The organism is Hyphomonas sp. UBA4494 (assembly GCF_002388935.1).
Classification (GTDB): domain Bacteria; phylum Pseudomonadota; class Alphaproteobacteria; order Caulobacterales; family Hyphomonadaceae; genus Hyphomonas.
The window spans coordinates 72,798-86,301 of sequence record NZ_DGNK01000024.1 but is presented as its reverse complement, the minus strand read 5'-3'; the positions used below and the strand labels follow the sequence as shown (position 1 = coordinate 86,301).

Here is a 13,504-nt window from a genome sequence, read left to right as displayed (position 1 = left end):
ACACGATCTGACACACGCTGGAACGGGAGCAAGCTCCGGCCTCAATGCAGTTGAACGAGGACACCTGACTGTCCAGCCCCCTTGTTATGGGCCAGTTGGCGTAAGGGTTTCTGGAACCGGTGGCCGCATACTGAGCGCCTGATGAGGCCGGATACGATTGTACTGTCTGAGCCAGGTATTGATAACGGTTTGAGCCTGATCGAGTGAGGTGAACCACTCGGCATTCAGGATTTCGCGGCGCAGGGTTCCATTGAAGCGCTCATTGTATCCGTTCTCCCAAGGGCTCCCCGGATAGATGCGAAGCGGCTTGATCCCGACCTTGGTTAGCCAGTCTTGCAATCCTTCGGCAATAAACTCCGGGCCATTGTCAGACCGGATATGATCAGGCTTCCCGTGCCTGAGCAGGAGCGGATAGAGCGCCTCCAGAACATCAGCTGAGCCCATCCTGGCACGGACATGTACACACAGCGCTTCTCTTGTGTACTCATCGAGCACGGTCAGCGTTTTGTAGGGCCGGCCGGAGCTCAGCTTGTCATGCACGAAGTCGACGCTCCAGATATGGTTCTGGTATTGTGGCCTGAGGCGGATGACAGAACTATCCTTGTGGTAGAGCCGTTTGCGTTTCTTATGGCGCTGTGGGAGCTGCAGGCCTTCCTCACGCCAGATCCGCTCGACCTTCTTGTGATTGACCCGCCAGCCTTCGAGGCTCAGCAGCCTGGCGATTTTACGATAGCCGTAGCGGCCATACTGTTTGGCGAGCCGGATCAGCGCCAAGCGTAAAGCCTCGTCCTCGTCTGCCTTACGCGCTTTGTACTGCTGTGTAGAGCGCGCCATGCCGACCGTTCTGCAGGTGCGCCGCTCAGAGGTGTCGAGCTTCTGGCGCACATGGATCACGGCCTGACGCAGATCGGCTGGCTTCAGGCCTTTGGCTTTACATAATCAAGCGTCTCTTTGAGGATCAGCTTGTCCAACTCCAGGTCGGCCACGATCCGTTTGAGCCGGGCGTTCTCCTTCTCCAGAGCTTTCTTCTCCGCCAGTTGGGACTTACTCACACCGCCAAACTTCTTACGCCAATTATAGTAAGTCGCATCAGACACCCCTGCCTTGCGACAGGCGCCCATTACATCCAGACCGTCCGCCAGAGACAGCTCGATCTCACGTAACAATCGCAGAACGTCCTCATCCGAATACCGCTTCCGAGCCATCTTCAATCCTTCCTGAAACGCCAAAATTACTAAGATCAATTTGGCCCAAGTTTAAGGGGGAAGGACACTGTTCCAATTGCTGCGAGGCATGGGATCAAAGTCTGCCGGTGCGGTCGCCAAATATTCGGACGTCAAAGAAGCCCTGATCGAAGGCTCGATCGAAAACATACGCATCGCGCAGGAAGAAGAACTGTTCCAAGCGATCATACTGAACGAAACGAGCACCCAAATGGAGCACTTTCTCGTTCAGGGCAACGATGCCGTCCGGGCCGAGATTGTGAAGATCTGGGCCCCGGTTTTCGAGCGCGGGCGGGCAGAAGGCACGCTTCGCAACGATCTGTCCGATGAACGCCTTGCGGAGATCATCCAGAACGTCCATTCGCTGGTCCTGATGCGCAAGGATGAGACCGAATCCGCTCAACGGGCGTTTCTGGAAGACCTGCTGTGGGCTGCACTTACAAATCAGTCTGGCAGTTGATGTTAGGATAGGCCGTTACGCCGGACCGAGTGCCGGTTGCCGGGCATGGCTCCACTGCCTGGGAGACTGACCGTAAAGACGCTTGAACTCCCGGCTGAACTGCGACGAGCTTTGATAGCCCACGTCCCAGGCGGCCTCGGACACAGTCTTGCCCTCAGCGATCTTCATAGCGGCATTATTCAGGCGCATTGACTTAACGAACTGGATGGGGGTCATCGTCGTCGCCTCCTTGAATCGCCGGTGGAACACCGCGCGGCTCATGCCAACATGGTTGGCCATGTCGTCAATGGTGACCTGTTCGCTCAGATGGCTGGACAGGTAGTCGATGGTGCGCGCGATTTCGTTGCCAACACCGAAGGCGCGCCGCGCGGCGGACCCTGCCTCCCCCTTCAGCAGGGCATAATACAGCTCGCGCAGACGCCCCGGGCCCAGCACCGCCGCGTCCACCGGATTGTCGAGCAGCTCCAGCAGCCTCAACAAGGTTTGGGTAAATCCAGCATCCCATTTCGCCAGCGCCAACGCTTGCTGCGGCGGGCCGTCGTGCTTGGCATCGGCGCTGGCGAAGGTCTCCATCTCGACGGCAAGATCCCGCATCATGCGCGGCTCCAGCGCGATCATCACTCCCAGCAGCGGATTGTCGTCCGATGCCTGCGGGGCCCCCGCTTCGACAGGCAGGCTCATGGGGCACAGCAGGTATTCTTCGCTGCCATACGCGTGATGGTCGCCGTCCAGGATGGCCTCTTTCACACCGCTGAGAATTGCCACAACGGTGGGCTCATAGACGGCGGGCGCGCAGGGAACGGGTTCGGTCACGCGGAAAAGCTGCACGCCCTTCAGCGCGGTGTCGACCACCCCCGCCTCGGGAAGGCGCTGGTCGATCAGGTGTCTGATCTGGTCTTTGCTCATGATGCTAAACTGGCAAGGACGATGCTGCTTTACAATACGGACGAGACAATCAGGCACGTATTAGCGACAATTGCGTCTGTTTCCCGCACTATCCGATAGCTATCTACCTTCCAGAAAAAAGCAGACATTCGAACAGACCGCCAGTAGCGCTGGCAGGAGAAAACAATGGCAGACACGACATTCGGACCCAAGGGCTGGACGCCCGAACGCCTTGGCGACCTGAGCGGCAAGACATACCTCATCACCGGGGCGAATTCGGGCGCGGGCTTTCAGGCGGCACGAACGCTTCTGAAGATAGGCGCGAAGGTGGTAATGCTGAACCGCTCGACCGAGAAATCGAAAGCGGCCATCGGAGAACTGAAACAGGAAATCGGCGAAGCGGCCGATGTCAGCTTTGTTCGATTGGATCTGGCGGTTCTGGATAGCGTTCGCGAGGCGGCTGCCGAGGTGTTGACGACCGTGCCGCGCATTGACGCGCTGATCAACAACGCCGCCATCGCCCAAGTGCCCACCCGCAAGCTGACAGTGGATGGGTTCGAGAGCCAACTTGGCACCAACCATTTCGGTCACTTCCTGCTGAACGGCCTTCTGTTCGAGCGGATCGCGGAAAGCAAAGGCCGGATCGTTATCGTGGCCAGCCTTGGCTACAATATGGGTCTGAGAACCATCAACTTTGACGACATGAACTGGGAAGAAGGATACGGCGCGAACACAGCTTATTCACAAAGCAAACTGGCGCAGATGATGTTCGGCTATGAGCTGCAAGACAGGCTGGCCGCTGCTGGGCGCAACGATGTCGAGGTTTTCGTCTGCCACCCTGGTTCGTCTGCCACCTCGTTGATCTCTACCAGCGGCAGCCGCACCATGCGGTTTATCTGGTGGTTGATGACCAAGACACCGATGGTCCAAACCGCTGAGCAAGGGTCTTACCCGGAAGTCATGTGCGCCACCGAAAAGGCCCTGACCGAACAGCGCGCCCTCTACGGCCCCACCGGCACCCGCGAATTCGTAGGACCGGTCGGCAAGGGAACCCTGAACGCCCATGCCTATGACAAGGCGGTGATGGCGCGGCTTTGGGACGTGTCCGAAAAGGCCGTCGGATTCGAATGGTCACTTTAATTCCCTGAAGGTCCCCGGCCCCGCGCGGGTCGAGTCAACCTGACGGACTGTTGCCATCTGCTTGGACGCGCGCAGGAAATACGCCATCGCAACGGGTCCTTGCATGTCCCGCCAAGGTGGGCGCTGTCAGACGGCTTCGAACCAGTCTCCGCTTTTCGCGGATGTACAGGTCTCAGGCGGCGATCAACGCGCGCCATTCGAGAAGAGCAGCGTCACGTAGCAATTTGAATCCGGCCCTACTCTCGATATTCCTTTGATGATTGAAGTGATTGTGCACCAACGAACCGATTGAAGCTTTTTCCCAAAGCCTTCGGATACGTTGAAACGAGACATTTCGTATATGCCGTAGGTTCAACCCAACAAGTACACTTCGCCTTACACAAACAAGAGTTTGCCACCCGCAATCACCGACGAGAACCGCTAGATTCTTCCTATCGACAACCAACCGAAAGGAAGACCAATGCTGTTCCCAGAACTTGAAGAAACACCTCCAAACCGCCGGATGTCCCGGTTTCTCGAACTCTCATTCGAGTACCGGAAATCAACTCCAGCCCAGCTTGCCGAAAAGCTTGGATACAAGAGAGACACAACCGTCGTTCAATGGATGCGCGGCTCTGCCAAGGTCCCGCTCCGACATCTTTCAACGATCGCCGACTTCTTCACTCATGACATCGCCCATGTGCTCTCCGCCTGGCTCGCTCAAGAACGCCCGGACGACCACCAGATCGTGTCGGTTGCAGACCGGGTGATTACCATTTGGGAGTGGCAACTGGTCTACGTGGCACGTGACATACAAAACTACTACGACGAGTAGCTTCAGAAAGCTCTGAGAGAGTCACCAGAGCGCGTTTGACGACTTCAGAAGCCAACCAGTACTGAAGGGTGAAACGCGCTCTACGGACTCCTGAGAGCGCAGTCCATGCGAATGGAAGAAGTCTCAGGGATCACCAACCTCCTCCGCTCGGGTGCGACCAATATCTTCCGCTCAAACCGTCGAGAAATACCCGTACCGCGAACCCGATTGAATGGCGGCGAACTTGTGCGTTGGAAGGTAGATCATGATGTCAGGCGTAAATAGACAACGACCACTTCCCCTGACAATTGCCTCCAGCTCTCCTAACGCGCAGCCGCCAATTTGAGATACCTCTCCCGATTGGCGCTCGACTTCTGCCGCGCCTCCTCGATGGCCTGTCGTTCCGACGCGTCCAGAAGCGCTTCCAGCAGGCGCTCGAAATGGCCCTGCATTGCTTCACGAGCGGCTTGTGGATCTCTGGCTTCCAGAGCATCGAGGATATTCGAATGCTCATTCACGCGATGTGACGTGTCATCGAGACACACGGCTGAATAGACTTTCCGGACTGCGTCAATTTCATTGCGCATACGCCAGAGGTTTTGCAGGAAGAACACGTTGGCCGCATTGCCCGTGGCCTTCGCAATTTGAAGATGGAAGTCGCGATCAGCTTCGTCGCCGTCAGGAGTATCGTGCGTCGATGACGCCATCTTTTCTATCGTTTCCCGCAGTCCTTCAATTTGCGCGTCGGTGATCTGCGTGGCAGCGAGAGCGGCGCACTCGGATTCAAAGATCAGGCGGGTCTGAGTTAGCTCGAAAGGTGTAACACGCGGCAGTATAAGTCCGCTCGATTCGTCGGCATCGCGTACATAGACGCCGGACCCGACCCTGATGTCGAGTCGCCCAATGGCCTCCAAAGAGATTTCGGCCTCTCGCACCACGACGCGGCTCACGCCAAATCTCTCTGCCAGTTCGCGCTCTCCAGGCAACCGCGTGCCCGGCGGATAAGATCCGGACTCGATCATATCCAGAATAGCTCTGGCAACGGTGTGGTAAAGGCGCTTCTCTGACATCAAATGGTTCCTTCAAGCAGCATGTCAGGTCTAAGGGTAGACAACAAAATCCCGATTGCGACGACATTATACGTAATTTTAAAAGGTTTACAAATTGGTTGGACCAATTTGTAAAAAAATTCGCGCGAATCTCCGAATAAGCCTCTAAACCGCTAAATCCAGTGATCATGCACGAAAACGCCCCACACACGTGGGGCGCTTCCTGTCGTGAATCGGCTCACTACTGTCTTCTAGAAGCTGTAGCTGGCGCCGAATGAAATCCTCCGATCAGTCAATCCCTGGAAACACAAGAGCGCCCCTTCGTTGACGCAGGATTGCTGAACCTCAGATTCGGTGAGGTTCACGCCTTCAATTCCCACACTCAGGCTCTCGGTCACATCATAATTGATGCTCGCATTGAGCTGTCCCCGAGCCTCCTGAACAACGGGGAATCCCCAAGGGAAGCTGGACGTACTGCCGAAATCTGTTGATCGGTACGCGTCACGCCACGTGTAGCGGGCACGGGCAGAAAGGCCATATTTCTCGTAGTAGAGTGTGGCGTTATACGCATTCTCCGACAGATCAATCAGTGGCTGCTGGAACGTCACAGGTGTTGTCGCACCCAGGGCGGCAAACACCTGATTGGCGCGACTCGTCGCAGTGTTCACCGTTTCACCGCCAGAAAATTTCTGATTGGTATAGTTTGCAAGTACACCGAAGCCAGACGCCCAGCCGAGCCGATCCTCAAACTCAGAAAGATCATACTGGAACGCAAACTCGAAACCTTCCTGTGTAGTCTCACCGGGATCGTTGACCGTCGTCGAAACTGGCACACAGATACCGACTGGCGTGCCGCTGGCCGCAAACACGTTCGGATCGGCAATTGGGTTGAAAATACCCCCCGCCTCGCACGGATCGGTAAGATCACGGAAACCTGTGACCGGATCTTCGAATGGGTCTTCCTGCTGAGTAACGAACAGGTCGGTACGCTTCTTGTTGAAATAGCCGATGCTTACCACAGCGGAGGGCGCGAAATACCACTCAGCTGCGATGTCGAAGGAGTCTACCTGCTCGGGCGCCAAGCCAGGATTGCCGATCTGGACCGGCGGGTTCGGACTGGTGCTGAACGTCCGCGACGTTGACAGGTCATCAAAGTTCGGGCGCCTGATGTCCCTGCTTAAGCCAAAACGCAAAATCACATCTTCGGTCGGGTTGGCCACAAGGTTGAAACGCGGCAGCAAGAAATCATAGCTGCCTTCCGTCGAGACCCGCATCGCGGTGCCATTGAGTATAGAATTCCCGACTGAAGTAATGTCCGTTTCCAGATAACGCAGGCCTGCATTACCGCGGAACATACCGTATTCAAAGTTGGCTTGCGCATAAAGGGCATGGGTTTCTTCCTCGATGTCGAAAAAGGCGCTTTGACTCGAGGTGGGCGAGTCAATTGATCTTGATCCACCATGTGCAGAGATGGCCGCATTAAGGGCAGCAAGCACACCATCGGGATTGGACGCGGCGAGTTCTGGATTGATCAGCAGAAAATCTGAAACGTACAGCGCCCGGCCATCGGCTGCATTGAAGTTGTCCGGACCGGCAACAAGGAGATCCGCAAAAAGATCCCCCCGCGGACTATCAGCCATTGAACGCAATCCGACGTTTGAGCGAATTTGGTCGCGGGTGCTGGAGGTCTTGTTGTAACGATACCCCGCATCAATAGATGTGATGAATTCGCTTACGGAGCTGTCTGTCAGATCATAGGTGAAGTCGGCACGAAACGCGTCTTCACTGTTGTCGGACCTGTCCTCGCCGATATTGACATCACGCAAAACAACGTTTGCCGGATCAAGCAACTGTGCGGTTGTCGGACCAAATGCGGCATCCTGCGCAACGGCAAAGGTCAGCGCCCCCCCACTCAGATCGTAGACGAATGGGACGGCGTTGTCGTTTCCGCCACCAGCATCCAGCGGAGCGTTGGGATTGATGAAATTGAGCGTGGTATTGAAGCTCGGCGTCGTGGAATCCGATGTCGACGTTGAGAGCTCGACACGGCCCGAAAGATTGCCGTGCTGCCAGTCGGCCCCCAACCGGTAGATTCTGCTATCTGTCAGGCGGGAGTTTGTATCGGATGAAAAACGAAGGTTCGGATCGTCATCATCATCAGCCAAGTCGACCGGTATGACACCTCTGAGCGCCGCCTCAATGCTACCGAGGAATTGCGCGCCGTCTTCGCCGCTCAACGTGCCAAAATTCACTGTTTCGAAGGCAGACGGAATGGAGATGTTATTTAGGCTGCTGACCCCCGAGGCCTGCACCCTGGAGCTTTCTTGCCGGCGCTCCTGATCGTTCAGAACAGCATCAAAGTACAGCTTCACGCCATCATTCGGCGCCCACTCTACCGTACCGGCTATATTGGTCGTCTCGTACTCAAAGTTGTCGTAGTCTTGATTCAGGAACTGTATTGGCAGAAAATCAAAAGACTGCGCACTGTCGGCACCACTATCTGACGCAATCAGGTTATCGCGGTCTGCACGAGGACGAAACGCGGTAACGTCCTGCTCAGCGTAGCTGACGCTGATGACGGTCCCGATCTCACCCATGTCCGTTGACCATTTATTGCCATAGGTCCCAGCGAGCCTGGGAGTGATACCATCGGTTGTGAGGCTGCTGTCCTCGCCCTGAATTCGTATCGTCGTCAAACGCTCAGTAAGGTCAAGCGGACGAATCGTTCTGAGATTGATTGTCCCGCCCACAGAACCTTCAATCGTCTTTGCCTCAGGAGCTTTGGTTACCTCAACAGCCGCGATCATGGCAGCAGAAACATCTTCAAAACTAATGCCACCCCGACCAGAACCAGACCCCACGGTGGACACACCGTTTATCTCGGTGCGGTTTGCATTTGTACCGCGGATCTGAACCCCGGTGCCCACACCAGCTTCGCGAGTAATCTGAACACCCGTGATATTCTCCAGAACTTCAGCAAGGTTTTGGTCCGGCAGCTTACCAATGTCTTCTGCTTGGATGACTTCAATCAGATTATCGGCAGCACGCTTTTCACTAAGTGCGCTTGCGAGCGATGAGCGGATTCCCGTCACCACAACCGTATCCTGGCGCGCTTCACCTTCAGCGGCCGGTGCTGACACGGTGACCGGTTCTTCCTGCGCCCATGCTGCGGCACCCAACGGCAGCGCGACACCGGCAAGCAGTGCCGACCGCCAAACCCGCTGCCTCCTCAGACTGACAGACTCATCCTGTTTAAACGTGCGCATACTGAATTCCTCCCATTTATATTTTTGAGGCCTCGTCTCAACGCAAGGCACTTCGAAGACTACCAACACCCTCCGCTGATGGTATGTCAACCACTTTGGTATGCATATTTGTCTATATTGGTATGACCTCTAATCAGTTTTCCAAGCTAGTATTGTAAATTTGCGACACCCTCCCAAAGCGGCGGGTATCAAAAAGAACATTTTCAACAGCGCAAGAATTAATTGGTTGACAAATTGGTCCGACAATTTAGCACTGCAGAAAAGCCGGATTACACGGCCTCGGGAGAAAAGCATGCGTTTAGGGCTCATCAATGCGACGGTAATTTGTTTTGCTTTGGGCGCTTGTCAGGCTGTCCCCGCACTGCCTGAAGTTTCTGAAACCACACCCCAACGCCCTCATAGCCGTCGTGTCATCCCCGTCTCCAACCAGGAAGACTATTTCAATGCAGCGACCAATGCCCAGCCAGGAGACCAGATCGTTCTCCAGAACGGTGTTTGGCGCGACTTTGATATGCTTCTCGACGCTGAAGGGACAATCGAAACTCCCATTACCGTATCGGCTGAAACACCTGGCAAGGTTATCTTGTCCGGACAGTCGAGCCTGAGACTGGCCGGCAAACACCTTGTCATATCCGGTCTTGTTTTTCGGGAAGGTTATACGCCGCGCACTGAAGTTATCAGCTTCCGGCGAGACAATGACAATCTCGCCTATAATTCACGTGTCACCGAAACAGTTATCGAAAACTACTCCAACCCAACCAGGGCGCAGCGTGACATCTGGGTTGCGATGTATGGCCAGAACAATATGTTCGATCACAATCACTTGTCGGGCAAGCTCAATTCCGGTCCTACAATGGCAGTCCGCCTCAATACGGAAGACAGCCAGAACAACAACCATGTCATTCGAAACAACTATTTCGGGCCTCGCCCAGTGTTCGGGTCAAATGGGGGCGAGACGCTTCGTATTGGAACCAGTCATTATTCGCTCACGCACTCGGGCACACTCGTGGAGAACAACTACTTCGACCGCTGCAGCGGCGAGGTCGAAATCATTTCGAACAAATCAGGCGGTAATACGTACCGTGGGAACACGTTCTTCCGGTCGCGTGGTACACTCACCTTGCGCCACGGCAATGATACCTTGGTTGAGAACAACCTCTTTGATGGAGATGGCGCTCCTTATACGGGAGGTGTCCGCGTTATCAATGCGCGCCAGACCGTGCGGAACAACTATTTCAAGGATCTGACCGGAGAGAGATTTTCTGGTGCGCTGGTCGTAATGAATGGGGTACCGAACTCGCCGATCAACCGCTATCATCAGGTTGATGGCGCAATTATAGAGAATAATGTTTTCGATACTGTCCGCCGCATTGAGCTGGCCGAAGGATCCGACGCTGAACGCACGGCCGTACCTGTCAATTCCATTTTCCGAAGCAACATTGTGATTGGAGAAGGTAGCGACGCGCCATTTCGAATACAGGACGACCTAAGCGGAATTACTTTTGAAGACAATGTGACGACGGCTGCTCCGCCGTCGGAAATAGCCTACGGGTTCGAAGTGTTGCCAGCCGTCACAGCCAAAACACGACTACCCGACGGGCATTCCCTTGGTGTCCAACGCACTGAGACCGGTGCTGACTGGTATCCCAAGCCATCTGTGTCATCGCCGTTCGACGGAGGGGAGCGGATCGAGGTCGTCGCAGGTCCCGATGCGTTGGGAACAGCCCTCGCCCGCGCCAAGGCGGGCGACACACTGGTACTTACATCGGGTCAGTACCGCGAATCCAAGCTGGTCAACTTGCAGGTCCCGGTCACGGTGGAAGCCGCAGACCCAGATAATCCACCAGTCATCACATTTGAGCGGCCAAATTTCGTACAGCTTTCTGGTAAGGGAAGCCTTCGGATGCAAGGCGTGAGTGTTTCGGGCGCAGCCTCCCCCGATGCCAGCGGTAACAGCTTCATTTTTACCACTTCGATGGGTGGCAGCGGAAACCACACGGTCGAGTTGGCAGACATGTCATTTACCGGCTTCGACGTGAATAAGGGATTCTCGATCGTATCTGCAGCCAAGGGTACGTTTTACGACCGGATCAAGATTTCCGGATCCGACTTCAGCGATATTTCTGGCACCGTCATCAAACTGGATACCGAAACGGATGACTACGGAATATACAATGCCGAATATGTCATCATAGAGGACAGCTCGTTTGAGCGTATCGGCGGACCTGTTGCCGCCGTTTATCGTGGCGGTCGGGATGAAAGCACGTTTGGCCCTCACGTCTGGGTCAGCGACTCGAAGTTCGACGATGTTGGCCTGCGAGGTGGCCCTCTCATAGAGCTACACGGTGTTCAGAATCTCAAAATCAGTGGAAACCAAATTGCCAACGCGAAACCGGCGCAACTGACCATTACCACCGGCAATCCGGAAGTGGCATTGTCCGGCAATACGCTCGTCGATCAAAGCGCCGCGGCTGTGTTGACCACTGTGGACCTGAGGTAAAGTGATGAAACTCGTCTGTTCCCTTCGTACCACTGTCGCAAGCGCGGCGTTGTTGGCGATGGCGCCGACACTATCTGGCTGCGCACGCTCTGGTAGTCCCGGTACTTTCTCAGCAGTCGAAACGTCCAGCGCCCCCCTCTTTGAACAGTCCGTCGACAAGATAACACTGGATCTGGAAGCGCGCATGAAGGCCGGCGTGCCCGTGCCGGTTCCGGTCGACGCGGGGGGCGGCTATACTCATGAGCAACATAAGCAAAACGCCAAGACGATCTACGAAGCCGGCATGCTCTACGAGCTCACGAGTGATGAGCGTTACAGAGAGTTGGCGACATCCATTCTACGGGACTATTCGGCTCTCTATCCGGAACTGGGATTGCACCCCCAGCGAAAGGAACAAACGCCCGGCAAACTCTTCTGGCAAAGCCTGAATGAAGCTGTCTGGCTCGTCTACGCAATTCAGGGCTACGAGGCCATCAGGGCAGACCTGGACACAGGTACACGAGCTGAAATCGAGTCCGGCGTCATTCGACCGATGGCCGATTTCCTGTCAGAGGGCCAGCCACAAACTTTCGACCGTATTCACAATCACGGCACGTGGGCAGCAGCAGCAGTCGGCATGACCGGATATGTGCTCGAAGAAGATACCTGGGTGAACCAAGCGCTTCTTGGCCTTGATCAGTCTGGTGATGCCGGGTTCCTGCGGCAGCTGGACGAACTGTTTTCGCCCGATGGGTACTACGCTGAAGGGCCTTACTACCAGCGCTACGCCCTGATGCCTTTCGTCCTGTTTGCGCAAGCAATTCAGGAGAACGATCCGGAACGGGATATCTTCGGGTATCGGGACGGCGTTTTGCTGAAAGCCGTGTACGCCACCGTTCAGCAAAGTTATGCCGGGCGCTTCTTTCCGATCAATGACGCAATCCGGGAAAAAGGACTTAACACGGTTGAGCTGAAGTATGCTCTGGCCATCGTCTACGACCTAACTGGCGACTCATCACTGCTGGATGTGGTGTCTATGCAGGATGGCGTCGTTCCGACGCACGAAGGAGAAGCTCTCGCGCGGGATCTGTCATTGGGGTTGACGACCCCATTTCCATTCAAATCCTCCCTGCTTCGCGACGGGTCAAATGGCGATCAAGGGGCACTAGCGATACTGCGCGCGGGGGACGCCCGCGGTGTAGCCGTCGTCTTCAAACCAACCTCCCAAGGCTTGGGCCACGGCCATTTCGATCGCCTCGGATTTCTGTACTACGACGATGGTCACGAAGTCGTTGCGGACTATGGCGCGGCGCGCTTCCTGAATGTCGAGCCCAAGAACGGCGGACGCTACCTTCCCGAAAACGAGACTTGGGCCAAGCAAACTATCGCTCACAACACGCTTGTTGTTGACCAGGAGAGCCAGTTCGGCGGGGATTGGGAGACGGGTCAAAACTACGCGCCCCACGTCATTGCCTATGAAACGGTTAATGGAATTCAGCTCACTGCGGCAGAACTCGATACTGCATATGAGGGTGTAAGTCTGCAGCGTCTCCTCGCCTTGGTTCCACAACCTGATGGCGGCCAATACATCGTTGATATCGTGCGCGCACGTAGCGATACGCAGCACACCTATGACCTGCCGGTCCACTTCAAAGGCCAATTGATCGAGACTGGCTTCAAACTGGACCACGCGACGAGCCAGCTAACTCCGTTTGGCACCGCCAATGGCTATCAGCATCTTTGGCAGAAGGCTGTCTCACAACCACTGACTACACTCTCGGACTTGTCATGGCTGATCGAAGATCAGTTCTATACATTGAGCTTCGCTGCAAGCACGCCGACGACTGCATTCCTCACAGAACTCGGGGCGAATGACCCGAACAATAATCTTCGCCGCGAGCAGGCGCTCGTCCTGAGGTCAGAGGCAGACAGCATAGATTTCTTCTCCGTCTACGAACGTCATGGGCGGTACGACAATGACGAAGAAGTTACTGTTTTTCCCGGTAGCTCCGTAGGGAACATCTACCAGACGTCCGACAACGGCGTATCAGTGTATATGGTGACTACGAAAACAGGTGACAACATCGTTTTCGCCTTCGCGGAAGACACTTCTGCGGAACTGAAACACGTGATCGATATCGACGGCATCTCCGTTGAGTGGACCGGGCCAGTCTACGCATACATCCAATCCAGTACTTAGTGACAAGAC

Annotated in this window: 8 protein-coding genes and 1 pseudogene; 5 read left to right on the top strand and 4 right to left on the bottom strand. The window is 55.4% G+C overall.

What is annotated here, in order from left to right:
* Nucleotides 1-84: 84 nt before the first annotated feature.
* Nucleotides 85-1,205: pseudogene (locus B2P82_RS09405) on the bottom strand (IS3 family transposase).
* A gap of 76 nt (nt 1,206-1,281) precedes the next feature.
* Here B2P82_RS09405 and B2P82_RS09400 point away from each other — a divergent pair.
* Complete coding sequence (locus B2P82_RS09400) at nt 1,282-1,683, top strand: hypothetical protein (protein WP_290496811.1); 402 nt, start codon at nt 1,282-1,284, stop codon at nt 1,681-1,683.
* A 15-nt stretch (nt 1,684-1,698) separates the two neighbouring features.
* Here the strand turns inward: B2P82_RS09400 and B2P82_RS09395 are convergent, their stop codons facing one another.
* Nucleotides 1,699-2,589, bottom strand: coding sequence for an AraC family transcriptional regulator (locus tag B2P82_RS09395; RefSeq protein WP_290496809.1), 891 nt, complete (start codon nt 2,587-2,589; stop codon nt 1,699-1,701).
* A gap of 165 nt (nt 2,590-2,754) precedes the next feature.
* On the opposite strand from B2P82_RS09395, the gene B2P82_RS09390 reads away from it, so the two are divergent.
* Together B2P82_RS09390 and B2P82_RS09385 are read left to right on the top strand one after the other, a co-directional pair.
* The gene (locus B2P82_RS09390) at nt 2,755-3,708 is read left to right on the top strand and encodes an SDR family oxidoreductase (RefSeq protein WP_290496805.1); all 954 of its coding nucleotides are present in this window, start codon (nt 2,755-2,757) and stop codon (nt 3,706-3,708) included.
* Nucleotides 3,709-4,168: 460 nt separating this feature from the next.
* Nucleotides 4,169-4,522 (top strand): helix-turn-helix domain-containing protein, encoded by a 354-nt coding sequence (locus B2P82_RS09385; protein WP_290496803.1) that lies wholly within the window; start codon nt 4,169-4,171, stop codon nt 4,520-4,522.
* A gap of 302 nt (nt 4,523-4,824) precedes the next feature.
* On the opposite strand, the gene B2P82_RS09380 is transcribed toward B2P82_RS09385, so the two are convergent.
* Both B2P82_RS09380 and B2P82_RS09375 read right to left on the bottom strand, forming a co-directional pair.
* A complete protein-coding gene (locus B2P82_RS09380; protein WP_206990770.1) occupies nt 4,825-5,571 on the bottom strand; it encodes a FadR/GntR family transcriptional regulator in 747 nt (248 codons plus the stop codon).
* Nucleotides 5,572-5,801: 230 nt separating this feature from the next.
* Nucleotides 5,802-8,816 (bottom strand): TonB-dependent receptor, encoded by a 3,015-nt coding sequence (locus B2P82_RS09375; RefSeq protein WP_290496797.1) that lies wholly within the window; start codon nt 8,814-8,816, stop codon nt 5,802-5,804.
* Between the two features lie 292 nt (nt 8,817-9,108).
* On the opposite strand from B2P82_RS09375, the gene B2P82_RS09370 reads away from it, so the two are divergent.
* On the top strand, nt 9,109-11,316 hold the full coding sequence (locus B2P82_RS09370) for a polysaccharide lyase 6 family protein (RefSeq protein ID WP_290496795.1): 2,208 nt from the start codon (nt 9,109-9,111) through the stop codon (nt 11,314-11,316).
* A gap of 4 nt (nt 11,317-11,320) precedes the next feature.
* Complete coding sequence (locus B2P82_RS09365; protein ID WP_290496792.1) at nt 11,321-13,495, top strand: heparinase II/III domain-containing protein; 2,175 nt, start codon at nt 11,321-11,323, stop codon at nt 13,493-13,495.
* Nucleotides 13,496-13,504: the final 9 nt, after the last annotated feature.

Excerpts from the sequence above, each read along its gene's own strand:
- B2P82_RS09395 (WP_290496809.1), bottom strand. The coding sequence starts at position 2,589 with ATGAGCAAAGACCAGATCAGACACCTGATCGACCAGCGCCTTCCCGAG.
- B2P82_RS09390 (WP_290496805.1), top strand. The coding sequence starts at position 2,755 with ATGGCAGACACGACATTCGGACCCAAGGGCTGGACGCCCGAACGCCTT.
- B2P82_RS09385 (WP_290496803.1), top strand. The coding sequence starts at position 4,169 with ATGCTGTTCCCAGAACTTGAAGAAACACCTCCAAACCGCCGGATGTCC.
- B2P82_RS09380 (WP_206990770.1), bottom strand. The coding sequence starts at position 5,571 with ATGTCAGAGAAGCGCCTTTACCACACCGTTGCCAGAGCTATTCTGGAT.
- B2P82_RS09375 (WP_290496797.1), bottom strand. The coding sequence starts at position 8,816 with ATGCGCACGTTTAAACAGGATGAGTCTGTCAGTCTGAGGAGGCAGCGG.
- B2P82_RS09370 (WP_290496795.1), top strand. The coding sequence starts at position 9,109 with ATGCGTTTAGGGCTCATCAATGCGACGGTAATTTGTTTTGCTTTGGGC.
- B2P82_RS09365 (WP_290496792.1), top strand. The coding sequence starts at position 11,321 with ATGAAACTCGTCTGTTCCCTTCGTACCACTGTCGCAAGCGCGGCGTTG.